Here is a 22,950-nt window from a genome sequence, read left to right as displayed (position 1 = left end):
GCCCCTAACAAAAAGAAGTGATGCCCCCCCACACGGTTGTGGGAGGGGTTTTGCGCGCTATGGTACTTGCCGCGAGCACCCACCGCGCGCAAGCGCGCTCCCACAAGGTCATCAGGTGGAAAAGAAAAGGCCCCGTGAGGGGCCTTGTTCGTTCAGCGACCGAGGTTGAACTGCAACCGTCGGCGGAGGGTGACCGTCATGGGCTCGCCATTGCGCATGGCTGGCTTGAATTCCCACTTGCTCACCGCATCGATCGCGGAGCGGTCGAAGATGCGCTTCGGCTGGGCGTCGACGACATTCACATTGCTCACCACGCCATCCGCGCCCACCGTCAGCTCCACGTCCACCCAGCCTTCCTGGTTGGCGCGCATCGCTGCCGTCGGGTAACGCGGGTTCACCTGGCGGACCAGGACGGCGTCGGTGATCGCTTCGCCTTCCGCACGTGCCGGAGCGGCCGGGCGGGTCACCGGCGCCGGTGCAGCCGGTTGCTGCTGCGCCACGCGCGCGGCCTGCTCACGCGCCGCCTGCTGGCGCTGGGCTTCGGCGGCTGCCGCGGTTGCGGCCTGCTGCTCGGCCTGCAGCTTCGCAGCCGCTGCCGCGTTCTGTTGGGCCAGCTGCGCCTTCTGCGCATCCTGGGCCTGCTGCTGTTCGCGATCGAGCGTCTTGCGCTGGGCATCCAGCTTGGAGCGAAGGATGGTCAGCGTGTAGTTCGCCGGATCCGCCTTGGCCAGCAGGTCGATTTCGCGCTGGGCCTCGTTGAAGTCGCGCGCGTTGATCGTCTGTTCGGTGGCGGCCGCGCCGTACGAGAACGTCTCGCGCAGCGCATCCGCCGCGACGGCGTTGCCGGGCTGCTTCTGCAGCACCTTCATATAGAACTCGAACGCGTTATTGCCAGCCGGCGCCACCAGGCGCTGGTCGTTCATGGCAGTGCGCGCTTCGGCGAGAAGCTGGTCCACGCTCAGCGCGTCGACGTTGGCCGGCGGCGCCTCGCGGACCGCACCCGGCTTCGGCGCCGTGGCGGCGTTCTGCTGGGTCAGGTCGACGTTGGCGTCGTGGTACGGCTTGATAATGAGGAAGTAAGCGGCCACGCCCAGCACCACCACAATGGCGAGGACGGCGAGCGTGACGGGATTGACGGCACCGCGCATGCGGTGGCGCACCGGGATTCGATGACGGGTATCCATGGCGGCGGGACAGGACTCCGGAATGAACGCGCGCCCCCTGATGGCTTGACGCGCGGGACCCCCCGTCCCACGCAGCGCGTGGCCTGAAAGGTAACCGTAATGAGCGCGTGAATCCAGCCTGCGGGCCTAGGAGCTTTTCCGGGACGCGAACCAGGCCCCTTAAATGAATAACCCCGGCCAGGCCGGGGTCAAGTTTCGAAGTGGCTCCCCGCGCTGGGCACCGCGGGGAGCTAATTCGCAAACAGCTTTCTTATTAGAAGGTGACGCTTGCTTGCTTAGACCTTGGGGGCCTTCGGAGCGCGCGGGGCCTTCACAGCCTTGGGGGCCTTGGCAGCCTTGGTCGCGCGAACGACCTTGGCAGCGGCGACCTTCTTGCTGGCAGCCTTACGCGGTGCAGCCTTACGGGCAGTCTTCTTGACGGCAGCCTTGCGGGCGGTCTTCTTGACTGCAGCCTTCTTCGGCGCAGCCTTGCGGACGGCCTTCTTGACGGCCTTCTTGGCAGCGACCTTACGGGTCGAAGCCTTCTTCACCGCCGACTTGCGGGCGGTCTTCTTGACCGCAGCCTTGCGGGCGGTCTTCTTCACTGCGGCCTTGCGGGCGGCAGTCTTCTTCGCCGGTGCCTTGCGGGCAGCCGTGCGCTTCACGGTGGACTTCTTGGTCGCCTTCTTGGCGGCCGACTTCTTGGCAGTGGCTTTCTTGGCAGTGGCCATGGTTCGTCTCAGCTCCTCATCAGTTGGCAGTGGTTGCCCAGTAAAAGCATGTAGGAACGCTTCAACCAGCAGATCGCTGTTCGTCGCGTGCCTTAAATTGTTCACCTGTCGGCGGGTTCTTTCATCGGATAGCAGGCGGAGGATGTGCAGCGGAATCGATACCGTGATCTTGCGTACCGCTCCCGCTTTCGAACCGTGCTCCACATACGGCCGGATGAATTCTGGTGTTTCCATTTCCGGGTTCCCCGTCAATTGACGCAAAAGCTATTCCTGAACAAATCCGCTGTCAATAAATTTTGGCTCTAAATTGAAGACGTTGCGGATACATCGCGCGGGCCCGGAGGTCGCCGGGACATAACCGCGGGAAGGATTATCGACCTCTCCGATTCGATTTTTCGTTTGCTCGCGATTGCATATTCGCGATTCGCGTTATTAACAAAACATCTTAAATAAAGGCATTTCGTGAACCGTTCTGCGTTTCGCGTATCGGTCGCGAGAGCGCGCCCGCATGGTCGCGCGCGGTGTCGCGCGGTGGCCCGCCGGGGGTGGTTTTGGGGATGAACGGAACTCGACTGGCGGCGAAAAAAAAATTTCCCAAAAGGGGTGCCGCGGACAAAAAAATGCCGGTCGAGGACGACCGGCACCAGGTTGAAGCGATCCGAGCGACCGTCAGTGGTCTTCGTTTTCGATCAGTTCGGCGTATGCGTCGGGCGTCAAAAGTTCGTCGACTTCCTTCCGGTCGCTGTACTTGATCTTGAAGATCCAGCCACCCTCGTAGGGTTCCGAGTTGATCGTTTCGGGAGCATCCGAGAGCGCCTCGTTCACCGCCACGACTTCACCCGAGAGGGGGGAATAAATATCGGACGCGGCCTTCACCGATTCGACGACGGCGACACCCTTGCCTTCGCCTGCCTCGACGGTGCTACCCACTTCCGGCAACTCGACGTACACCAGATCGCCCAGCGCGCCTTGCGCGTGGTCGGAAATGCCGACCGTGGCGGTGCCGTCATCGTTGATGCGCACCCACTCGTGGGACTTGAGGAAATGCAGGTCGCCTGGGATTTCGTTGCTCATGGGGTAGGCCTCGTAAGGGAGTGGGCGGTGGTTACCCGGTGATTGTACCGGTCCGCGCGCGGCGCGAAACCCTGTCTTCCGTGACAGGCGACGCCTTAGCGCTATCGGCGGCAAACGGATGCAAGTGGCGGCCGGCGCCGACATCCGGCACCGCGGGCGCCACGTAGCGTATGCAGGACCGGCACCAAGGCTGGCGCCGGATTTCTCCCACAAGGACATTCCCATGAAAACCTCCCAGACACCCGACCGCGCGACAACCCTTCAGGCAGGCGTTTCCGCGATGAACGATGTATTCGCCAGGGCCGGGCTTTTTCCCATGCCGCGCCCGCGCATCCAGGCTTTCGGTGCCGTTGACCATGCACAGCAGGAACTCAGCATGCTGCGCAAGATCCGCCTCGAGGACAACAAGGAGAACTGGTTCAAGGGCGACGCCGAAATCTTCGCGATCACCTCCGGCTTTACGACCGAAGGCAAGGCATTTGTGAAGGCCGAACCCATGCTGTGGCTAGCCAAGGAAAAGGTCGACTACCACCCCGACATGCCGCTAGTGAACTGGGCGGAATGCGGTGCGCCCTACGTCAACCTGCAGATGTTCGACAAGGATGGGGACACGGATTTCCAGAAGCTCGCCGTCGGCCTGGTCGAGGCGGTGAACCTGGGCTTGAAGCTCAATCCCGCGACCGCGCCGTACGCGGCGGTCAGTGAGGTCGGCAAGGCCATCCTCACCGCCATGGATCCCACCTGGTTCAAGAACGATCCGGATTACGTTGATTCGATCTACCTGATCGAGCGTGGCAAGACGTACACCAACAAGGTGGGCGCGGCCAACAACGCCACCGTCACGATCGAGCCGTACATCGTCGGCTGAGGAAACGACGAGGGCGGCCCTGGCCGCCCTCGTCCGGTGTCGCTACCTGGCGGTCGATTAACCGACGATACCCGGCATCGGCTGGCCATCGCGCACGAACGGGAACTTCACCACGCGGACCGGCACTTCCTTGCCACGGATGTCGACGCGGACATCACCCGGCTCGCCTGCAGGGATGCGGGCAAAGGCAATGGACTTGCCGAGCGTGGGGGCGAAGCCGCCGGAGAGGATCTCGCCCTCGCCGTTGGCAGTGAGAACTTTCTGACCGTGGCGGAGCACGCCCTTGTCGTCCATGACCAGGCCGACCATGACGCGCTTCACGCCATCGGCCTTGTGCTGCTCCAGCGCGGCGCGGCCGATGAAGTCACGGCCCTCGTCCAGCGAAATGGTCCAGGCCAGCGCGGCTTCCCACGGCGACACCGTCTCGTCCATGTCCTGGCCGTAGAGGTTCATGCCGGCTTCGAGGCGCCGGGTATCGCGCGCACCCAGGCCGGCCGGGGCGACACCCGCGGCATGCAGGTGCTTCCACAGCTCCACGACGCGGGTGTTCGGCACGACGACCTCGAAGCCGTCTTCACCGGTATAGCCGGTGCGGGCGAGGAACAGCGGCATGCCATCCGGACCCTCGGTTTCGAGCGCGGCACACTTGCCGAGCTTGCGAGCCTTTTCCTGCACGTCGGCCGGCAGGAGGCCGATCAGCTTCTCGCGCGCATTCGGGCCCTGCACGGCGATCATGCCGAACTCGGGGCGCTCGCGGACGCTGACGCCAAAGGCAGCCGCCTGCTTTTCGATCCACGCCAGGTCCTTCACGCGGGTAGCGGCGTTCACCACCAGGCGGAAGAAATCCTCGCGCAGGAAATAGACGATCAGGTCGTCGATGACGCCGCCGTTCTCGTCGAGCATGCACGTGTAGAGCGCCTTGCCCGACTTCGCCAGCTTGTCCACGTTGTTGGCGACCAGCTTGCGCAGGAAGTCGCGGGTGTTCGGGCCGGTCAGGTCCACCACGGTCATGTGCGAGACGTCGAACATGCCGGCGTCCTTGCGGACGGCGTGGTGCTCCTCGATCTGCGAGCCGTAGGCGATGGGCATGTCCCAGCCACCGAAATCGACCATGCGGGCGCCGAGCTCGCGGTGGGTGGCGTTGAGTTCGGTCTTGTCGGTCATGGTCTTACCTTCAGGGGGATAGGGCTTGGGGCTAGCCAGTTATTATCCCGGCAGCGAGCGCCAAGTCCAAGCGCGCCGCAACATCTTCCTGCTAGCCTTCCGACCCATGGCCACTCCCACCCTGCCAGGCACGGTCATCCTTACCCGCGATACCGGCGGCGATCGGCTCGTGCTCCGGGGGGACTGGACCCTGCCTTATTACGAGGCGCTGCAGCAGCGGGCCAACGAAATGGCCGGGTCGATCGGCAGCGAGGTCGCCGTGGACCTGCACGACGTCCATGCCATGGACACCTCCGGCGCGTTCGTCATCGCCGAGCTGCTGGGCAGCCGGCGCACCCAGGCCCTGGCCCAGGACGAAGCCCTCCCCGCCGCACGCCGGGCACTGCTGAAGACCGTCGGCGACGCGATCGACACGTACTGCAAGGGCGTGCCGCGCAAGCGCGATGCCGGCTTCGTGGTCCTGCTCGAGCGTATCGGTCGGGGGGTCGAATCGTTCTGGAAGCAGACGCTCAAGCTGCTCGCCTTCATCGGCATCACGCTGCAGGGATTCGCGAGCTCGGGCTGGCGCCCCCGACGCTGGCGGGCCACCTCGCTCATTTCCCACCTGGAGCAGACCGGCCTGGACGCCGTCCCGATCCTCGCCCTGCTCTCCTTCATGGTGGGCGCGGTGGTCGCCTTCCTCGGTTCAACCGCACTCGCTGCCTACGGGGCGAGCGTCTTCACGGTGGATCTCGTCGGCTTCGCGTTCCTGCGCGAGTTCGGCGTGCTCCTCACCGCCATCCTGCTCGCCGGGCGCACCGCAAGCGCCTTCACGGCACAGATCGGTTCCATGAAGGCCCGCGAGGAGATCGACGCGATCCGCACCCTCGGTCTCGACCCGGTGGAGCTGCTGGTGCTTCCGCGCGTCCTTGCCCTGCTGATCGCCCTGCCGCTGCTGACCTTTATCCCCATGATCGCCGGCATCGTCGGCGGCGGCGTGGTCTGCATCGCCACATTAAAGATGTCGCCCTCCATGTTCCTCAACATGTTCCAGGAGGACATGCAGCTCCGGCAGTTCCTTGTCGGCATCGCCAAGGCGCCGGTGTTCGCCTTCATGATCGCGGTGATCGGCTGCATGGAAGGGTTCAAGGTCTCGGGCAGCGCTCAGTCGGTCGGCGAGCACACCACCTCGGCCGTGGTGCAATCCATCTTCGTGGTGATCCTGCTCGATGCGGTCGCCGCCCTCTTCTATATGGAGATGGGTTGGTGAGCGACGATACCGTCATTGAAGTACGCGGACTCACCAACCGGTTCGGCACGCAGACCGTGCACGAGAACCTCGACCTCGACGTGCGCCGCGGCGAGATCATCGGCATCGTCGGCGGCTCCGGCACCGGCAAGTCGGTGCTGCTGCGAACCATCATCGGCCTGGTGCGCCCGGTGGCCGGCGAGGTCCGCGTCTTCGGCGAGAACCTGCTCTCGCTACCGGAGGACCGTCGCTCGCTGGTGGAGCGGCGCTTCGGCGTCCTGTTCCAGAGCGGCGCCCTGTTCTCCTCGCTGACCGTGGCCGAGAACGTCGCCCTGCCACTGGTGGAACACGCGAAGCTCGACCGCATCGATGCCACCCGCCTCGCCGGCGTGAAGCTCGCGCTCTCCGGCCTGCCGGTGGAAGCCGGGCGCAAATGGCCCTCGGAGCTTTCCGGCGGCATGATCAAGCGCGCCGCCCTCGCCCGCGCGCTCGCGCTGGATCCCGAGATTTTGTTCCTCGACGAGCCGACCGCCGGCCTCGACCCGATCAGCGCCGCCGCGTTCGACAGCCTCATCGTCACCCTGCGCGATGCGCTGGGGCTCACCGTCTTCCTCGTGACGCACGACCTGGACACGTTGTATTCCACCTGCGACCGCGTGGCCGTGCTTTCCCAGCGCCGCGTCCTGGCCGTGGGCCCGATTAGCGAAGTCGCCCGCACCGATGATCCCTGGGTGCAGGCGTACTTCAACGGACCGCGCGGCCGCGCGGCGACCTGCGCCGCCAGCCAAGGCAAGGACTGAAGCATGGAAACCCGAGCGCACCATATTCTTATCGGCCTGTTCACCGTGATCGTCGTCGTTGGCGGCCTGCTCTTCGGGGTCTGGCTGGCCAAGGCGCACTCCGACCAGGAGTGGAACTACTACGACGTGGTGTTCAACGAAGCAGTCACCGGCCTGTCGCGCGGCTCGGCGGTCCAGTACAACGGCATCCGGCTGGGCGATGTGACCCAGTTGAGGCTGGACCCGAACGACCCGCGCCGCGTGCTCGCCCGGATCCGGGTGAACGGCGATACGCCGCTGCGCAAGGACACGCACGCGAAGCTCGCGCTGACCGGCGTGACCGGCACCGCGATCATCCAGCTCACGGGTGGCTCGCCCGGCAGCCAGTTGCTCGTCGGCCACGATGGCGAGGTGCCCATCATCAATGCGGACACATCCCAGCTCGCCAAGCTGCTCTCCAATAGCGAAGACCTCATCACCAACATCAACCAGGCGGCGGCCCACGCCAGCGAGTTGCTATCACCCGAGAACGTGCACCGGATCGAACGCACGCTGGATCACCTGGATAAGACGACCGGCGTCATCGCCGATGAGCGTGAAGACATCCGCTCCCTGATCAAGCAGCTCGATCTCGCCACGAAACAGGCGAACGAGACGCTCGCGGAGAGCAAGAGCCTGGTGCAGAACGCCAATGGGCTGGTGCAGGGACAGGGCAAGGCGACGCTGGAGAGCGCGCAGCGCGCCATGGCCTCCCTCGAGCATTCCATGGCCTCGATCGACCGGCTCATCAACGACAACAGCGATGCCCTCAACGGTGGCGCCGCCAGCCTTGGCGACCTCGCGCCCGCGCTGCGCGAACTGCGCGACACACTGGGCTCGCTGCGCTCGATCACCCGGCGCCTGGATGAAAACCCGAGCGGCTACCTGTTCGGACGCGAGAAGACCAAGGAGTTCACCCCATGAGCCGCCTACGGTTCGCCCTTCCCTTCGTGCTCGCCGCCGTGGCGGGCTGCTCCATCCTGCCCAACGCCGAACAGCCGAGCGTCTATACGCTGCCCGCCGCGCCCGGCGGCCGGCCCATGGCGACAACGCCCGTGCCCTGGGCGCTGCGCATCGCCACGCCGAACGCGCCGCGCTCCATCGATAACTCGCGCATCGCGGTGGTGCCGGCGAGCAACACCATCACGGTGTACGCGGCCGCGCGCTGGAACGACAGTGCGCCGCACATCTTCCGTGACCGCCTGGCCGACGCGTTCCGCGACAGTGGCCGCGTCACCGCGCTCAGCACGGATGACAGCAACCTTGCCGCGGATTACGAGCTGGGCGGAACGCTCGCGTCGTTCCAGACTGATTACGCCAACGGCACCCCGGAAGTAGTGATCCGCTTCGACGCCATACTCGCCAACTCCCGCCGCCACCAGATCGTCGCCAGCCAGCGCTTCGAGGTGCGTGAGCCGGTGGATGGGAAGGAAGTACCGCAAGTGGTGCAGGCGTTCGGGCGGGCGATGGACAAGCTCTCCCGCGATGTCGTGAGCTGGACCTACCAGTCAGCCCCGACGCCGTAGGAGCCCACCCTGTGGGCGACATCTTTCGCGAGAGGCCACAGGACCCCTGACTCTTTCGCGAACGGCGTCGCCCACAGGGTGGGCTCCTACGAGGTCAGGCGGGTTTCGGCTCTACCGGATACGCCGGCTCGGCATCGAGCGACGATGCGCAGACCGCCGCAAGCTCCAGCAGCCGCAGATCCGAACCGCGCGCGCCCACGAGCTGCATGCCGATGGGCATCCCGTTCGGCAGTGTCCCCATCGGGATGCTCACCGCCGGGCAACCCGCCAGGCTGGCGAAGCTGCAGAGGTCGGCCTGCGATGCCGGTGCCGGCTGGTCGAGCGGGAACGCACCCTGCGAAGTGGTGGGCATGACCAGCACATCGACCTGGGCAAACAGGCGGCGCATCTTCAGCGTGGCGGCATCCAGCACGAGATCGGCGGCGACATAATCCGCCGCCGACTTCTTCGCCGCGAAATCCACCATCTGGCGGAAGGCCGGCGATACCGGGTACGCCTCGTCGGCCAGTTCCTCGGCAAAGGTGTTGAGCATCTCCGCTTCCATGAGCAGGAGGCCGGCGCGACGGGTGCGGGCGAAATCCCAGTCGGAGAAATCCACCGCACGGCGCTCGCCCAGTTCGCCCTTGAGCTGGGAAAGCGCGTTGTTGAATACATCGATGACGTCGCTTTCGACGCCCACGGCGGCGAGGTCCGGCAGGAAACCGGTGCGCAGGTTGCCCGGCTCCCAGTCGGGCGGCTGGAACGCGACGCGGCGGCGACGCGAGCGGGCATCGTCGGCGTCGTAACCGGCCAGCGTCTGCAGCAGCACGGTCAGGTCATCCACGCCGCGCGTCAGCAGGCCCACGGCGTCGAGCCTTCGCGCCGCGGGCACTAAACCCCGGGCGGAAATCTCACCATGGGTCGGTTTCAGCGCGTCCACGCCACAATAACTGGCCGGAACGCGGACCGAGCCGAGCGTGTCGGACCCGATGGCAGCCACAGCCATGCCAGCGGCGACGGCGGCGGCAGCGCCACCCGACGAACCACCGGCGGTGTAGCCGAGGCGATGCGGATTGTGCGTTGCGCCATGAAAAGGATTGTTGGTGGTCAGGCCCAACGCGCCTTCATCCATGTTGGTCTTGCCCAGCAGCACCGCGCCGGAGGCACGCAAGCGGGCAATCGCGTGGGCATCCTGGCCCGGCACCACGGTGCGCCGCCGCATACCCGCCTTCGTGGGCACGCCGGCGACGTCGAAGTTGTCCTTGATGGCGATGGGCAGGCCGTCGAGGCGGCCCATCACGCCGTCGCGGCGGCGACGGTCGGCCGCCAGGGCCTGCTCCTGGATGAGCGACACGCTCACGTCGGTATAGGCGTTCAGGACCGGGTTAAGCCGCTCGATCGCGTCCTGGTACACATCTGAAAGGGCCTGCGGTTGTGCCCGGCCGATCGCCAGCCAGTGCATGATCTGCAAAAGGGTGGCCCGGCGCATGTCCGTGGCGGAGACAGGCAACATCGTATTCATGGAATCTCCTGGCGCGTGGAGACGACTATAAACCTCCCATGTGAATGTCTTGCAACCCCGCCGGGGTCCGTTTCAAACGGCGATTTGCCCGGGTTGGGGGGAAACGGGACAATACCTGATTGATCCAGCCAGCCAGATTCGAGAGCCAGCGATGAGCGAACGCGAAACCATGGAATACGATCTCGTCGTCGTCGGGGCCGGCCCCGCCGGCCTCGCGTTCGCGATGCGTACGAAACAGCTCAATCCGGAGATCTCGGTCTGCGTGATCGAGAAGGCCTCGACCATCGGTGCACAGATCCTCTCGGGCGCCGTCATCGAGACCGCCCCGCTGGATCGCCTGCTGCCGGATTGGCGCAAGGCACCGCCGCCGGTATGCGTGCCGGTGACGAAGGACGAATTCTGGTGGCTGAAGGATCACCAGTCGGGCATCAAGGCCCCGCTGGCCCCACCGCAGATGAACAACCATGGCAACGTGATCGTCAGCCTGGGCGCCCTGTGCGCCTGGCTGGCACCACAGGCCGAGGCGCTGGGTGTCGACGTGTTCCCGGGTTATGCCGCCGCCGAGGCCCTGTTCGACGAAAGCGGCGCCGTGAATGGCGTGCGTATCGGCGACATGGGCATCGCGCGCGATGGCGCCCACAAGCCGGGCTACACCGAAGGCATCGACATCCGCGCGAAGGTGACCGTGCTCGCCGAGGGCTGCCGCGGCCACATCAGCAAGGCACTGATCAAGACGTTCGACCTGGATGCGGAAAGCGACCCGCAGACCTACGGCATCGGCATCAAGGAACTGTGGCAGCTCCCTGCCGGCCGCGGCGAACCGGGAAAGGTGGTCCACACCACCGGCTGGCCTCTGGCGAACGACACCTACGGCGGCAGCTTCCTGTACCACCTGGATAACGACCGCGTCGCCGTCGGCTTCGTCGTCGGCCTCGATTACCCGGATCCGAACTTCTCGCCGTTCGAGGCGTTCCAGCAATTCAAGCACCACCCGAACGTGAAGGGCCTGCTCGAAGGCGGCAACATCGTCTCGGCCGGTGCCCGCGCCATCATCGAGGGCGGCTTCCAGTCGCTGCCGAAGGTGGAAATGCCTGGCGCGATCCTCATCGGCGATTCCGCCGGCCTCGTGAACGTGCCGAAGATCAAGGGCACGCACCAGGCTATCGCCTCGGGCATGCTCGCCGCCGAGCACCTGGTCGCCACGCAGCTCAACCCGGTCGGCTGGGACGCGAAGCTACGCGGCTCGGCGGTCGTCGCCGAGCTGAAGTCCGTGCGCAACATCCGCCCGGGCTTCAACAAAGGCCTGTGGCGCGGTCTGATCAACGCCGCATGGGAGACCGTCACCGGCGGCAAGTCGCCGTGGACGCTGAAGAACCACGCTGACTGGTCGTCGCTGGACAAGCTTGGCCAGTACGAGGCGCCGAAGAATGATTACGTGGAGCGCACGCTTGCACCACGTGACCGCCTGGCGTCGGTGTATTTCGCCGCTACGGAGCATGATGAAGACCAGCCGGTTCACCTGAAGGTGGCTGATACGTCTATCTGCGTGGACCGTTGCACCACCGAGTACGGGAATCCGTGCCAGCGGTTCTGCCCGGCGGGGGTGTATGAGATGGTCGAGGATGACGGCGGGCGGCGGCTGCAGATCAATGCCGCGAACTGCGTGCATTGCAAGACCTGCGATATTAAAGATCCGTATCAGATCATTACCTGGGTCACGCCCGAGGGTGGGTCTGGGCCGAACTACCAGAACCTCTGAGGGATCGTAGACCCGCTGTGTCGAACCACTTTTCCTGGCGTTACCGGCGTCTTCGCTCCCTTGCGCAACGCATGCGCACCAGTCTTGCCTTGCGTGGGTGGCGTGGGACGCTCGCGCGGATTTCGCAGGGGTGGTCACGTCGGCCTGCCGAGGATGACAGCCTCGAGCTGCTCCCCATCGGGAAAGTCTTCGGCGAACTCGTGCTTCCCACGTCGAAGCAACCCGAGGTGTCCATCATCATCCCGGTGTACGGGAAGATCGAATACACGCTCGCCTGCCTGCAATCCATCGCGATGCGGCCGCCCGGGATGCCGTTCGAGGTCATCGTGGTCGATGACGCGTCGCCGGATCAGTCGTTCTCCGTACTGCGCCATGTTGCCGGGCTGCGCCTGATCCGGAATGAGTCCAACATGGGCTTTGTCGGATCGTGCAACGCGGGTGCCAAGGGCGCCCGCGGCGCCATGCTGATCTTCCTGAACAACGATACGCAGGTGACCCGCGGCTGGGCGGATGCGCTTGTCCGTGCCTTCGATATCTTCCCGGGCACCGGCATCGCAGGGAGCCAGCTCGTCTATCCCGATGGCCGCCTGCAGGAAGCCGGGGCATGGGTGTTTGCCGATGCCTCCGCGTGGAACATCGGGCGTTTCGAGTCACGCCGCAATCCGGCCTATCGCTATGCCCGCGCGGTCGACTACGTGTCGGGTGCCTCACTTGCCATACCTGCATCCCTGTTCGCGGAAGTCGGTGGTTTTGACCTTCGGTTTGCGCCCGGTTACTACGAAGATACCGACCTCGCGTTTGCTGTCAGGGCGCGCGGCCTGGCCGTGCGCTACGTGCCCGATAGTGTCGTCGTTCACGCCGAAGGCATCAGTTCCGTGGCGGCGCCCGACGCTGGCATGAAGCGTTTCCAGGCAATCAACCTACACACGCTGGCTGAAAAATGGCGCGACGTACTCGCCGTCCAGCCGTCCTCCAGTACCCCGCTCGCGGTCATCGACCGCCAGCGCCGGCGCGGCACCGTCCTGGTCGTGGATACGAGCACGCCCGATGCGTCGCGCGATTCCGGATCGGTCCGACTGATCGCCATGATGCGCTTGCTGGTCGCCGAAGGTTGGCACGTCGTGTTCGCGCCTGATGACGGCCACGCCTCCGAGCGTGAGATCACGCTCCTGGGTGGCTTTGGGATCGAGGTCGTAGCAAAGCCATGGGAGGCGAGTATCCCTGCGTGGATCGCAGCGAATGGCGCGGACCTGCACGCTGCGATCCTGTGTCGCCACCCGGTCGCGATCCAGTACCAGAGCTTTGTCCGCCGCCACGCGCCGCGGGCACGGGTCATCTTCGACACCGTGGACCTGCACTTCCTGCGCGAGGAGCGTGCGGCGGAACAAGCGGGCAGCGCGAGCCTTTCCCGGCATGCACAGACGACGCGCCGGCAGGAACTCGAACTGATCGCGTCGACGGATGCGACCTTCGTCGTGAGCGAATACGAGCGCTCGCTGCTTGCCCGCCTGCTCCCGGAAGCGCGGGTTCTGCTGCTATCGAATATCCATGAAGTCTACGGCCGCTCGGCGGGCTTCGAGGGCCGCCGTGACCTGCTCTTCGTCGGCGGCTATGGCCACCCGCCCAACGCGGACGCCATGCGCTGGATGGCCAGCGATATCCTCCCCGCGCTGCGCCGGTACGATCCGTCGATTCGGATCTTCGTGGCCGGCGACGTCCCGGCCGATGCACGTGCCGAGCTGACGCAAGCGGGCCTCGATATGCTCGGCCGCGTCGAGGATCTTCAGCCCCTGATGTCGCAATGCCTTGCTTCGATCGCCCCCTTGCGGTTCGGGGCCGGCGTAAAGGGCAAGGTCAACATGGCCATGAGCCATGGCTTGCCGGTCATCGGCACGGGCGTTGCCACCGAGGGGATGCAACTCGTCAATGGCGTCGATGTACTGGTCGCACACACGCCGGACGATGTCGCCTCGGCGTATCAGCGCCTGGCCGGCGATGCACAACTCTGGACCTCGTTGTCGGAGCACGCGCTGGAGAACGTCCGTACTCATTTTTCAGCGACTGCCGCGCGTGATGCGCTTCGCCAGGCGATTACCTGACCATGCCGTCACCCGACCTTCGCCAGTTTGTTTTTCGCGCGCTTCGCTTTGGCTTTCGCCTTACGCCCATGCCGGTGCGCACGCGCGACCGCCTGCGCCAGCGTTTCCTCGAGCGCCACGCCGATCTCGTGCCCGGTGGTCCATCGGGTAAGGCAGCTTCCCCGTCGGCCCACCGCCCGCTCGACCATGCGGGTCACCGCCTGCTCGGCTACACCGAGCGGAGTGAGATAGCGCTGCCATCGCCTTTGCCGGCAACGATGGTGGCCTTCTACCTGCCGCAGTTCCATCCGACGCCGGAGAACGACGCATGGTGGGGCAAAGGCTTCACCGAGTGGCGCAACGTGACGCGCGCCCTTCCGCAATTCGAAGGCCACGCCCAGCCGCGGCTGCCGGGCGATCTCGGCTTTTACGACTTGCGCCTTCCGGAGACCATGCGCGAACAGGCAAGCCTCGCCCGCTCGTACGGCATCGGCGCGTTCGCAACCTATTTCTACTGGTTCGCAGGGAAAACGCTGCTCGAGGCGCCTCTCCGTCAGTGGCTCGACGACAGCTCCATCGACTTCCCGATCGCCTTGTGCTGGGCGAACGAGAACTGGTCACGGCGTTGGGATGGGCGCGCGAACGACGTGCTGATCGGCCAGGCGCACAGCCCGGAAGACGACCTCGCGTTCATTGAATACGTCGCACCGTACCTGAAGGATCCGCGCTACCTGCGCGTGGAAGGCAAGCCCGTACTCATGGTTTACCGCCCAGGGTTGCTTCCCGATGCTCGGGCGACGGCGAAGCGCTGGCGTGAATGGTGCCTTGCGAATGGCGTGGGCGAGATCCACCTCATCTATGTGCAGAGCTTCGACAATGTCGATCCCGCCACGATCGGATTCGATGCCGCAGCCGCTTTCCCACCGAACAACACAAGCCTGTCGCCGGTCACCGACCAGCACCGGCTGATCAATCCGGAATACAGCGGCGAGATTCTCGACTGGCGTCAGCTGGCCACGCAATCGATGGCCGCAGCCGACCCGGGCTATCTTCTGTACCCAGGCATCAACCCGGGTTGGGACAATGAAGCCCGGCGAAGCGGCAGGGGCCGCACCTATGTGCACGCGACGCCGCGCGCGTTCGAAGCATGGGCGCGCCATGCCGTCGCCACGGCCCAACGCCGCTCGCCCTCCGCGCCGCTTGTCTTCGTCAATGCGTGGAATGAATGGGCCGAAGGCGCCGTGCTTGAGCCCGATGCGCGTCACGGGTACGCATGGCTGGAAGCTGTCCGTCGTTCGTTCACCCCGCTGGCCACGCCGCGGAAACGCCCGTGCGCGGTGATCCACGTGTGGTACCCCGATCTCTTGGGCGAGCTTGTTGAAGCCATCAGCGCCACGGGCCTGTCGTTCCGGATCATCCTCACCGTGCCGAGCGAGCGCGAAGAGGCGGTGCGGCGGGAAGTGCATAGGCTGAACCTCGATGCGGAGTTGGTCGTCGCGCCAAACAGGGGACGGGACATCCTGCCGTTCCTCCGTATTGCCGGGCGGCTGCTCGATGAGGGCGAGGATGTGGTGCTCAAGCTGCATACGAAGCGCTCTACCCATCGCGACAACGGGACGGCGTGGCGCGCCGAGCTGCTTGATCGGCTGGTCGCGAAAAGGCGCGCGCCCGCCATTTACGAGGCATTCGCGACGAATCCGGACTTGGGCCTGGTGGCACCGGAAGGACATGTCCGGCTGATCGGCGCACATCAGGGCGCGAACACATCCAGCGTCGAGTACCTCTGCTCACTCACCGGAATTCCCCAGCCGGACATCTCCGCGGATACCTTCATCGCCGGGAGCATGTTCTGGTGTCGGCTTGCAGCGCTTGCACCGTTGGTCAATGCGCCGCTTTCCAACGCGGACTTCGCTGCCGAGGACGGCCAGGTGGACGGTACCCTCGCGCATGCCATCGAACGGGTCATAGCGCTCGTCGCCCGCGCTGCCGGGTTCCGGGAGACCACCGCGGCGGAGGTTTCGGGCGAACCACTTCCTCCCGACTCGCCTTACGCGTACGCCGAACGGGGCTAGCCGGCCCGGAGGCGTAGCACCGTCCTACGGGGGCGCAGTCCATGCTGCGACGCGACACGCCTGGCCCGGCATCCCGGCCGAGCGCGTGCCCCGCGGATTTCGCTAGAATGGCAGGCCAATTTTGTCGTCCGTTTGCGTGAACGGGCATTCACACAGGAACCGCGAATGAAGATTCTGGTCGGCTACAAGCGCGTCGTGGACTATAACGTCCGCATCCAGGTGAAACCGGACGGTACGGGTGTCGTAACGGACGGCGTCAAGCTCTCCGCCAATCCGTTCGACGATATCGCCCTGGAAGAAGCCCTGCGCCTGCGCGAAAAGGGCGTGGCTGAGGAAGTCATCGTGGTCGGCATCGGTCCGGCCGACCTCACGGCCCACCTGCGCACGGGCCTGGCCATGGGCGCCAACCGCGCCATCCACGTGCAAACCGCCGACGCCGTCTCCCCGCTGACCGCCGCCCGCACCTTTCTCAAGCTCGTTGAGAAGGAGCAGCCAGGCCTGGTGATCCTGGGTAAGCAGGCCATCGACGACGATGCCAACCAGACCGGCCAGATGCTGGCCGCCCTGTGGGATCGCCCCCAGGCTACCTTCGCCAGCAAGCTCGATATCGCCGATGGCAAGGCCACGGTGACCCGCGAGGTCGATGCCGGCCTGGAGACCATCGAGGCTGATTTGCCCGCCGTGATCACCACGGACCTCCGCCTCAACGAGCCGCGCTTCATCAAGCTGCCGGACATCATGAAGGCCAAGTCCAAGCCGATCGACGTGGTCGAGCTCGGCTCGCTGGGCATCGATGCCGCCGATCATGTGAAGACCACCCACTTCGCCGCGCCGCCCAAGCGCAGCAAGGGCGTGATGGTCAACGATGCCGCCGAACTGGTCGCGGCCCTCAAGCAGAAGGGCCTGCTGTAAGGCAGCCGCACAGGAGCACATAGCATGAGCAAGATCCTCGTTATCGCCGAGCACCTGGACGGCAAGCTCAACGCCTCGACCGCGCGCGCCGCGAGCGCCGCCGCGGCCGTCAAGCCTGAAGCCATCGACGTCATCGTCCTGTCCGATGCCCCCGACGCCATCGCCGCGGAAGCCGCGAAGATCGACGGCGTCAGCAAGGTCCTGACCGTCGCCCGCCCGGAAAATGCCCACGCCCTGGCCGCGATCATCGCGCCCCAGGTCGCCAAGGCCGCCGCCGGCTACAGCCACGTGTTCGCCCCGTCGACCACGTTCGGCAAGGATGTCGCCCCGCGCATCGCCGCCCTGCTGGGCGTCTCACAGGTCAGCGACGTCATGACCGTGGAAGGCCCGCACAGCTTCAAGCGGCCGATCTATGCGGGCAACGCCATCGTCACCGTTGAGGTCGACGCGGGCTCCACCGTCGTCGCCACCATCCGCACGGCCTCGTGGCCGGCCGCTGGCAGCAACGGCAGCGCGGGCGTCGAGACGCTTTCCCTCGATGTCGCCCTGCCCTCGCATACCCGCTTCGTGAACCTGCAGCAGGGCAAGAGCGATCGCCCGGACCTGCAGGGCGCTGGCAAGGTGGTGTCCGGCGGCCGTGGCGTGGGCTCGAAGGAGAACTTCGAGGTTATCTACAAGTTCGCCGACAAGATCGGCGCTGCTGTCGGTGCCTCGCGTGCCGCCGTTGACGCCGGCTATGTTCCGAACGAGATGCAGGTCGGCCAGACCGGCAAGATCATTGCGCCGGAGCTGTACATCGCCGTGGGTATCTCGGGCGCCATCCAGCATCTGACGGGTATCAAGGACGCAGGCACCATCGTCGCCATCAACAAGGATGGGGAGGCGCCGATCTTTGAGATTGCCGACATCGGGCTGGTAGGGGATTTGTTCAAAATCCTGCCTGAGCTCGAGGCCGCCATCGGCTGATAGGAGCGATCAAAGCAGTTCAAAAGCCCGCAGGCACTGTCTGCGGGCTTTTTTTTGTTCTTCGCGCAAGCCCGGGGACGAGTCTTGCATCGCGCCGTCGAACAGGCTCATTCGCTTGCGCGAATGCATGTGGCCATAGGCTGACGCCGCGCCGCCCCTGACCGGCTAAGGACACAACTGATGGTGAGGCCCTCAGGCCCGCCAGCCCTGACCGTTCTCGGTCCGGGAAACCACCTGCCGAACGCGGCGCAAGTCGCTGAGTACACGCATTCCCTCCAGAGAATGAACCGATGACGATGCGTCGAGGCACCCGACCACCCCGATAATGCGTGAAGAACAAAATGAATTGGGCTACCCTCCGCACGCTACACGATGCCGGGGCACTCCTGCCCCGAACCACAGGAACAGGGAATTTCATGAAGAATGTTCTTTTTTGCGCACTGGCCGGATCGGCTGCGGCCCTCCTCTCCCCCACTTCGTCCGCCCAGGATGCGGGTTGGTTTGTATCCGTCGGCGGCGCTCGCACCAGCATGGAAAGGAGCGGTTTCCTTACCCCAGAGCAGCCGCGCCTTAACCCCTTTCGCGTGACCGAAAGCGACGATCGTGACGATCGCGCGTTCGATGCCCGCGTAGGCTATCGGTGGGCGCTCACGGACACGCTTGCCCTTGGAGTCGAAGGCGGTTATGCCGATCTCGGGAAAGGCACGGCCAATGAGGACGGCAGCCTGGTGCTCGGCAGCACGGGCTACTACGCGAACTACCATACTGACCGCGAGCAGAAGAGCAAGGCGATCCTGCTGGGCGCCAATATTCGTTGGCACTTCCTGGAACGCTGGTCGCTGGCGGCGCGCGCTGGTGCAGCTCGTTACAAGACGTCGTATGACTCCGTGGAGTTTGACTCAATTACTGGCGTTGCCCAACCGGCGCGGTACTACAGCTACACGCATCGCAGCAGCGATTACTACGCTGGCCTCTCGCTAGGCTTTGATGTGCTCAGCAATCTGACCGTCTCCGTGAACTACGACCAGTTCCAGCCTGACGCATTTTCGGAAGGTGGATCCGGAAAGAAATATACAAGCGATCGCATCCGCGCAACCGGTGTCAACCTCGAGTATCGTTTCTGACAAAGGGCCGGCTTCATGCCGGCCCTTTTTCTGGCCATTGCGCGCAGTCCTCTGCGCGAGGCTGTCAGGCATGAACCCAACGGCAGCCTTCCGGCTGCCTGCGACTCGCGGACGCGTAAGCCACTCGGTCGCTCGGGCTGCCAGGCACCGCTGCAAGCGGTTCGCAAGCGGCTACCACGCGGGTGAGCTTTTCCACGGCGTGTCCGCGGAAGCCGCCTCATGCGGCTCGCAAATGGATTCCGAGCGCCTGCATAACGCGCATGACAGTGGCGAACTCGGGATTTCCGTCCGAAGCCAGTGCGCGGTACAACCCTTCTCGCGATATTCCGGCAGCTCGCGAAACACTTGTCATGCCGCGCGCCCGCGCGATGCCACCGAGCGCAGCACGAACAAGGCTGCCATCGCCCGGGTCCTCGTCGAAGCAGGTGTTTAAATAGATGAGCTGATTTTCCTCGGTATGCAGGTGATCCGCCGGATCCCAGCGAGTGAATCGTTCTTTCATTGCCGTGCCACCGCATGAAGGACTCTGATTGTTCGATTGCGTACATGACACAACCGTAGCCCATAGGTTACACCTGTGAACCATGGACTACAACGTGCATGCCCCACAGCCGCAGCTTTCTCGACCTCCAAAAGGCGAGGCAGCGCAAGCCGTTGGTCGCATGCATTCGCGCCAGCGAATGAACCAATTTGAAGGCACTATGCAATAGTCGGCCCCGCCTCCCGCGAAAGGCCTTTCTTCACCTGCGCCCGCGCTCCCCGCATAGCCACAGCCTATGAGATCATGGGACACATTCTCAAAGGGTGAGGCCGGGCACGCCCGGGACGGGAAAGCGCATGAGTGAACGCATCGGGGTCGTCATCCCCAGCTACAAGGTACGCAATCATATCCTCGAGGTCATCGCCGCCGTGGGACCGGAGGTCGAACGCATTTATGTGGTTGACGACTGCTGCCCCGATAAAAGTGGTGATTTCGTTGAAGCGGAATGCCGGGATTCCCGCGTTCGTGTCATCCGGCATGAGCAGAATCAGGGCGTCGGCGGGGCCGTACTTACCGGCTATCGCGCCGCGATCGCGGAAAACATGGAAGTCATCGTAAAAGTCGATGGCGACGGCCAGATGGATCCCGCGCTCATTCCGCACTTCGTCGCTCCTATCCTCGCGGGTGAAGCCGACTACACAAAGGGCAATCGCTTCTTCGATCTGGAAGAGATTCATGCCATGCCGAAGGCGCGATTGATTGGCAACGCCGGCCTCTCTTTCCTCACCAAGATCTCGTCGGGGTACTGGGATCTCTTCGACCCCACTAACGGCTATACCGCGATTCATCGCGACGTCGCATCCCACCTTCCTTTCGAGAAGCTCAGCAGACGCTACTTTTTCGAAACGGACATGCTCTTCCGGCTCGGCACGCTTAGGGCAGTCGCCGTAGATATTCCGATGCATGCCAAGTACGCCGACGAGGTCAGCAACCTGAAGATCACCAAAGTCTTTAGCGAGTTCCTGCGCAAGAACCTCGCGAATTTCTTCAAGCGTATCTTTTACAACTACTACCTGCGCGACATGTCACTTGCCTCGTTCGAACTACCTCTTGGCCTGTTGTTGCTCGCGTTCGGCGTCATCTATGGCGCAATCCATTGGAGCACCGCCGCGGAACAAGGCGTTTTCGCCAGCAGCGGCACGGTGATGCTCGCGGCAATGCCCATCATTTTGGGCGTTCAGCTCGTGCTCGCGTTTATCGGGTTCGATGTCAGTTCAACGCCAAGACGCGCCATCCACTCCCAACTGCGCCGTTCGGCTCTCAAGAAGGCTTCGACGCCGTGACATACATCATCGCCCTCATATGCGTTGTTGGCATCGCCTGCGGCCAAATTCTCTTCAAACTTAGCGCCGCCTCCCTGCAGAAGACCGGCAGCTGGTTCGATCCCTCGACCGCCATTCTGCTGCTCTCGTCGTTCGCACTATACGGGGTGATGACTATTGCCTGGATCTGGGTCCTGCAGAAAGCCGACCTGGGCAAGGTGTATCCGCTGATGGCACTGGCCTTCGTGATCGTGCCAATTGGGAGCCACCTCATGTTCGGCGAGCGCTTTCAACCGCAGTATTTCGTCGGTGTCGCACTCATCATGGCCGGAATCATCGTCGCGGTAAGATCTGCATGACCATCAGAACCGTCGCGGCGCGACCCATTCCGCGCTTCTGGCCGGCCTTTCTCTTCGCCCTTTTTGTCGTATCCCTTGTCATCTCCGCCCTGATACCACCCTTCAGCGCGCCAGATGAATTCGACCACATCAAGCGCGCGTATATGTTCAGCCAGGGCCAGGTGCTGCTGCACTCGGTGGATGGCTCCGCCTCCGGAGGCCAGGTGGACGCCGGCCTTCTCGACTTCATGGACGCATTCGGGACATTGCCTGGCCACAATGCGCAGAAGATTTCGGGCGATGAGCTTGACCGGGCGGGTTCGATCCGGTGGGCCGGAACGAGCCGATTCGCCACTCCTATAGGTACGGCCTACTATTTTCCCGCGATCTACGCTCCGCAAGCGCTTGGACTTGCGACAGGCAAGGCCATGGGGCTCACGGTCAGCAAGTCGTACCGGCTTGCGCGCGTACTCACGCTCGGCACGTGCCTCCTGTTGCTAGGGTTCGCTTGCCGGATTCTCGCGCCGCCGCCGGCAGTTATTGCTGTGCTTGTGTTGCCGATGAATCTCTTTCTGTTCGCATCGCCATCGCTTGATGGCATGACGACTTCCATGGCCATGGTCGCCCTGGCGGCGTTCATGCGAATTGCAGTGGAGATGCGTCGCACGCCTGCCTGGGTTTTCTGGACATTTGCCATTGCCCTGTTCCTCGTTGGGGCATGCCGCGCCAATGCGGCACCTTTCCTGCTGCTACCGTTCGCTGCATGGTGGTTCATGCGGGACCGCCGCAGCCTCGGGGTGGCCATCGGCCTGAGCCTGATCGTGGTCGGATGGACCCTTTTCACGATGAAGGCGACCATCTATCCGCCAGGCCCTCGCCACATCGACCATACGGCGAAGCTGGTTTCGTACGTACTTCACCCAGGTAACTTCTTTCGCATCCTGTACGCAACGCTCGCTGATGCCGGCGTCCGCGACTACTACTTCAGTTCTTTCATTGGGGCGCTAGGTTGGCTCGATACATCGTTGCCCGTCGCCAGCTACCGCTACTTCGGAATATTGCTTCTGGTCGCAGTTGCTTTCTCATTTTCGCGCGATGCCATCGCGGAGCAGCGCCTGGCTCGTGGCGTGCTGGTCGTGAGCGCGATCGGTACAGTGCTGATGACATACCTGGCGATGCTCGTACAGTGGACGATTGGCGATTCACCGATTATCCAGGGTGTTCAGGGCAGGTACTTCATGATCCCTGCGCTCGCGTTTGCGTTCGCCCTCGGCGCTGATCGCGCGCCGCGTGACAGCGCGCCCCAAAGGATCGCGATCGCCGCCACCGCACTCATCCTTCTGATGGCGGTCTACCTGACGCCTCAGGCGTTGGCTAGTCGATATTTCATGGCTAACCAGCCCGCCGCCGTAGCAATCCATGCAGACCTGGTTCCGACTCCCGCACTCACGCATGATGGCGCCACGCCCGTTGCGATCCCGGCAAGCCAGGCCAGCGAGCCTGCTGAACTCTCGAGCGTAGCCATCATGTTCGGGACTTATAACCGGAGCAATGCCGGGGAAGCTGAGTTGCGCGCCTGGACGCGCGATGGCCAGGTAACCACTGTCGTTTTCCCATTGTCTTCCCTTGCCGACAACCAGTACCACCACTTCGCTCTAGAGGGAAGGCGATACGTACGCATGGAAATTGCGTCGCGAGGTGGCGAGGGTGTCAGCGTGTGGAATACAAGGCTCGGGGAAGGCACCGTGGTCTCGTGCACAGTCATCACCGACACCGCTGGCCATTCGACGTCGACAACAGGGTGCCCCGCTCCCGCGCCCTGAGC

The 22,950-nt window shown here is 64.2% G+C and carries 20 protein-coding genes; 14 read left to right on the top strand and 6 right to left on the bottom strand.

Annotated elements, in window-relative coordinates; all coding sequences use genetic code 11:
* Positions 1-152 precede the first annotated feature (152 nt).
* From ACTHLF_RS00460 to gcvH, 3 genes are all read right to left on the bottom strand, one after another.
* Positions 153-1,160 carry an energy transducer TonB gene (locus ACTHLF_RS00460; protein WP_440323863.1) on the bottom strand — a complete coding sequence of 336 codons (1,008 nt, stop codon included), beginning with the start codon at positions 1,158-1,160 and terminating at the stop codon, positions 153-155.
* Between the two features lie 299 nt (positions 1,161-1,459).
* Positions 1,460-2,128, bottom strand: coding sequence for a met regulon transcriptional regulator MetJ (metJ, locus tag ACTHLF_RS00455; RefSeq protein ID WP_440323862.1), 669 nt, complete (start codon positions 2,126-2,128; stop codon positions 1,460-1,462).
* 435 nt (positions 2,129-2,563) lie between these two features.
* Entirely contained in the window at positions 2,564-2,968 is a 405-nt protein-coding gene (gene gcvH / locus ACTHLF_RS00450) for a glycine cleavage system protein GcvH (RefSeq protein WP_440323860.1), read from the bottom strand.
* A gap of 223 nt (positions 2,969-3,191) precedes the next feature.
* Between gcvH and ACTHLF_RS00445 the strand changes: the two genes are divergently transcribed.
* Positions 3,192-3,836 carry a DUF3103 family protein gene (locus ACTHLF_RS00445; RefSeq protein WP_440323858.1) on the top strand — a complete coding sequence of 215 codons (645 nt, stop codon included), beginning with the start codon at positions 3,192-3,194 and terminating at the stop codon, positions 3,834-3,836.
* A gap of 57 nt (positions 3,837-3,893) precedes the next feature.
* Here the strand turns inward: ACTHLF_RS00445 and gcvT are convergent, their stop codons facing one another.
* A complete protein-coding gene (gcvT, locus tag ACTHLF_RS00440) occupies positions 3,894-5,000 on the bottom strand; it encodes a glycine cleavage system aminomethyltransferase GcvT (RefSeq protein WP_440323857.1) in 1,107 nt (368 codons plus the stop codon).
* A gap of 106 nt (positions 5,001-5,106) precedes the next feature.
* Between gcvT and ACTHLF_RS00435 the strand changes: the two genes are divergently transcribed.
* The 4 genes from ACTHLF_RS00435 to ACTHLF_RS00420 are packed head-to-tail and all read left to right on the top strand — an operon-like array spanning position 5,107 to position 8,572.
* On the top strand, positions 5,107-6,249 hold the full coding sequence (locus tag ACTHLF_RS00435; RefSeq protein WP_440323855.1) for an MlaE family ABC transporter permease: 1,143 nt from the start codon (positions 5,107-5,109) through the stop codon (positions 6,247-6,249).
* Positions 6,243-7,028: an ABC transporter ATP-binding protein gene (locus ACTHLF_RS00430; RefSeq protein ID WP_440323853.1), complete on the top strand. Its 786-nt coding sequence runs from the start codon at positions 6,243-6,245 to the stop codon at positions 7,026-7,028. Before ACTHLF_RS00435 ends, ACTHLF_RS00430 begins: the two co-directional genes overlap by 7 nt.
* 3 nt (positions 7,029-7,031) lie before the next feature.
* Positions 7,032-7,970 (top strand): MlaD family protein, encoded by a 939-nt coding sequence (locus tag ACTHLF_RS00425; protein WP_440323851.1) that lies wholly within the window; start codon positions 7,032-7,034, stop codon positions 7,968-7,970.
* A complete protein-coding gene (locus ACTHLF_RS00420) occupies positions 7,967-8,572 on the top strand; it encodes an ABC-type transport auxiliary lipoprotein family protein (protein WP_440323849.1) in 606 nt (201 codons plus the stop codon). The genes ACTHLF_RS00425 and ACTHLF_RS00420 overlap by 4 nt, the downstream gene beginning before the upstream one ends.
* 94 nt (positions 8,573-8,666) lie before the next feature.
* On the opposite strand, the gene ACTHLF_RS00415 is transcribed toward ACTHLF_RS00420, so the two are convergent.
* Positions 8,667-10,073 carry an amidase gene (locus tag ACTHLF_RS00415; RefSeq protein WP_440323848.1) on the bottom strand — a complete coding sequence of 469 codons (1,407 nt, stop codon included), beginning with the start codon at positions 10,071-10,073 and terminating at the stop codon, positions 8,667-8,669.
* 151 nt (positions 10,074-10,224) lie between these two features.
* Here ACTHLF_RS00415 and ACTHLF_RS00410 point away from each other — a divergent pair, with 151 nt between their 5' ends.
* From ACTHLF_RS00410 to ACTHLF_RS00385, 6 genes are all read left to right on the top strand, one after another.
* Positions 10,225-11,832 (top strand): electron transfer flavoprotein-ubiquinone oxidoreductase, encoded by a 1,608-nt coding sequence (locus ACTHLF_RS00410; protein WP_440323846.1) that lies wholly within the window; start codon positions 10,225-10,227, stop codon positions 11,830-11,832.
* 71 nt (positions 11,833-11,903) lie between these two features.
* Positions 11,904-13,931: a glycosyltransferase gene (locus ACTHLF_RS00405; protein ID WP_440323844.1), complete on the top strand. Its 2,028-nt coding sequence runs from the start codon at positions 11,904-11,906 to the stop codon at positions 13,929-13,931.
* Positions 13,932-13,933: 2 nt separating this feature from the next.
* Positions 13,934-15,982, top strand: coding sequence for a glycoside hydrolase family 99-like domain-containing protein (locus ACTHLF_RS00400; protein WP_440323842.1), 2,049 nt, complete (start codon positions 13,934-13,936; stop codon positions 15,980-15,982).
* Between the two features lie 165 nt (positions 15,983-16,147).
* Entirely contained in the window at positions 16,148-16,894 is a 747-nt protein-coding gene (locus ACTHLF_RS00395; protein ID WP_440323841.1) for an electron transfer flavoprotein subunit beta/FixA family protein, read from the top strand.
* Between the two features lie 24 nt (positions 16,895-16,918).
* Positions 16,919-17,860 (top strand): electron transfer flavoprotein subunit alpha/FixB family protein, encoded by a 942-nt coding sequence (locus ACTHLF_RS00390; protein WP_440323839.1) that lies wholly within the window; start codon positions 16,919-16,921, stop codon positions 17,858-17,860.
* Between the two features lie 416 nt (positions 17,861-18,276).
* Positions 18,277-18,984 carry an outer membrane beta-barrel protein gene (locus ACTHLF_RS00385; RefSeq protein WP_440323837.1) on the top strand — a complete coding sequence of 236 codons (708 nt, stop codon included), beginning with the start codon at positions 18,277-18,279 and terminating at the stop codon, positions 18,982-18,984.
* Between the two features lie 217 nt (positions 18,985-19,201).
* On the opposite strand, the gene ACTHLF_RS00380 is transcribed toward ACTHLF_RS00385, so the two are convergent.
* Positions 19,202-19,486, bottom strand: coding sequence for an addiction module antidote protein (locus ACTHLF_RS00380; protein WP_440323835.1), 285 nt, complete (start codon positions 19,484-19,486; stop codon positions 19,202-19,204).
* 335 nt (positions 19,487-19,821) lie between these two features.
* On the opposite strand from ACTHLF_RS00380, the gene ACTHLF_RS00375 reads away from it, so the two are divergent.
* The 3 genes from ACTHLF_RS00375 to ACTHLF_RS00365 are packed head-to-tail and all read left to right on the top strand — an operon-like array spanning position 19,822 to position 22,948.
* On the top strand, positions 19,822-20,808 hold the full coding sequence (locus ACTHLF_RS00375) for a glycosyltransferase family 2 protein (RefSeq protein ID WP_440323834.1): 987 nt from the start codon (positions 19,822-19,824) through the stop codon (positions 20,806-20,808).
* On the top strand, positions 20,805-21,146 hold the full coding sequence (locus ACTHLF_RS00370) for an EamA family transporter (RefSeq protein ID WP_440323832.1): 342 nt from the start codon (positions 20,805-20,807) through the stop codon (positions 21,144-21,146). Before ACTHLF_RS00375 ends, ACTHLF_RS00370 begins: the two co-directional genes overlap by 4 nt.
* Positions 21,143-22,948: a DUF2142 domain-containing protein gene (locus ACTHLF_RS00365; protein ID WP_440323830.1), complete on the top strand. Its 1,806-nt coding sequence runs from the start codon at positions 21,143-21,145 to the stop codon at positions 22,946-22,948. Before ACTHLF_RS00370 ends, ACTHLF_RS00365 begins: the two co-directional genes overlap by 4 nt.
* The last annotated feature ends 2 nt before the right edge of the window (positions 22,949-22,950 follow it).

It is taken from the genome of Luteibacter sp., assembly GCF_051958795.1.
Classification (GTDB): domain Bacteria; phylum Pseudomonadota; class Gammaproteobacteria; order Xanthomonadales; family Rhodanobacteraceae; genus Luteibacter.
Note: the sequence above shows the minus strand (reverse complement) of the source record. Positions and strands in the feature narration are given on the sequence as shown.

What these genes read in the sequence shown, in the direction of transcription:
- metJ (WP_440323862.1), bottom strand. Translation starts at nt 2,128, where the DNA reads ATGGAAACACCAGAATTCATCCGGCCGTATGTGGAGCACGGTTCGAAA.
- gcvH (WP_440323860.1), bottom strand. Translation starts at nt 2,968, where the DNA reads ATGAGCAACGAAATCCCAGGCGACCTGCATTTCCTCAAGTCCCACGAG.
- ACTHLF_RS00445 (WP_440323858.1), top strand. Translation starts at nt 3,192, where the DNA reads ATGAAAACCTCCCAGACACCCGACCGCGCGACAACCCTTCAGGCAGGC.
- gcvT (WP_440323857.1), bottom strand. Translation starts at nt 5,000, where the DNA reads ATGACCGACAAGACCGAACTCAACGCCACCCACCGCGAGCTCGGCGCC.
- ACTHLF_RS00435 (WP_440323855.1), top strand. Translation starts at nt 5,107, where the DNA reads ATGGCCACTCCCACCCTGCCAGGCACGGTCATCCTTACCCGCGATACC.
- ACTHLF_RS00425 (WP_440323851.1), top strand. Translation starts at nt 7,032, where the DNA reads ATGGAAACCCGAGCGCACCATATTCTTATCGGCCTGTTCACCGTGATC.
- ACTHLF_RS00420 (WP_440323849.1), top strand. Translation starts at nt 7,967, where the DNA reads ATGAGCCGCCTACGGTTCGCCCTTCCCTTCGTGCTCGCCGCCGTGGCG.
- ACTHLF_RS00415 (WP_440323848.1), bottom strand. Translation starts at nt 10,073, where the DNA reads ATGAATACGATGTTGCCTGTCTCCGCCACGGACATGCGCCGGGCCACC.
- ACTHLF_RS00410 (WP_440323846.1), top strand. Translation starts at nt 10,225, where the DNA reads ATGAGCGAACGCGAAACCATGGAATACGATCTCGTCGTCGTCGGGGCC.
- ACTHLF_RS00405 (WP_440323844.1), top strand. Translation starts at nt 11,904, where the DNA reads ATGCGCACCAGTCTTGCCTTGCGTGGGTGGCGTGGGACGCTCGCGCGG.
- ACTHLF_RS00400 (WP_440323842.1), top strand. Translation starts at nt 13,934, where the DNA reads ATGCCGTCACCCGACCTTCGCCAGTTTGTTTTTCGCGCGCTTCGCTTT.
- ACTHLF_RS00395 (WP_440323841.1), top strand. Translation starts at nt 16,148, where the DNA reads ATGAAGATTCTGGTCGGCTACAAGCGCGTCGTGGACTATAACGTCCGC.
- ACTHLF_RS00390 (WP_440323839.1), top strand. Translation starts at nt 16,919, where the DNA reads ATGAGCAAGATCCTCGTTATCGCCGAGCACCTGGACGGCAAGCTCAAC.
- ACTHLF_RS00385 (WP_440323837.1), top strand. Translation starts at nt 18,277, where the DNA reads ATGAAGAATGTTCTTTTTTGCGCACTGGCCGGATCGGCTGCGGCCCTC.
- ACTHLF_RS00380 (WP_440323835.1), bottom strand. Translation starts at nt 19,486, where the DNA reads ATGAAAGAACGATTCACTCGCTGGGATCCGGCGGATCACCTGCATACC.
- ACTHLF_RS00375 (WP_440323834.1), top strand. Translation starts at nt 19,822, where the DNA reads ATGAGTGAACGCATCGGGGTCGTCATCCCCAGCTACAAGGTACGCAAT.
- ACTHLF_RS00365 (WP_440323830.1), top strand. Translation starts at nt 21,143, where the DNA reads ATGACCATCAGAACCGTCGCGGCGCGACCCATTCCGCGCTTCTGGCCG.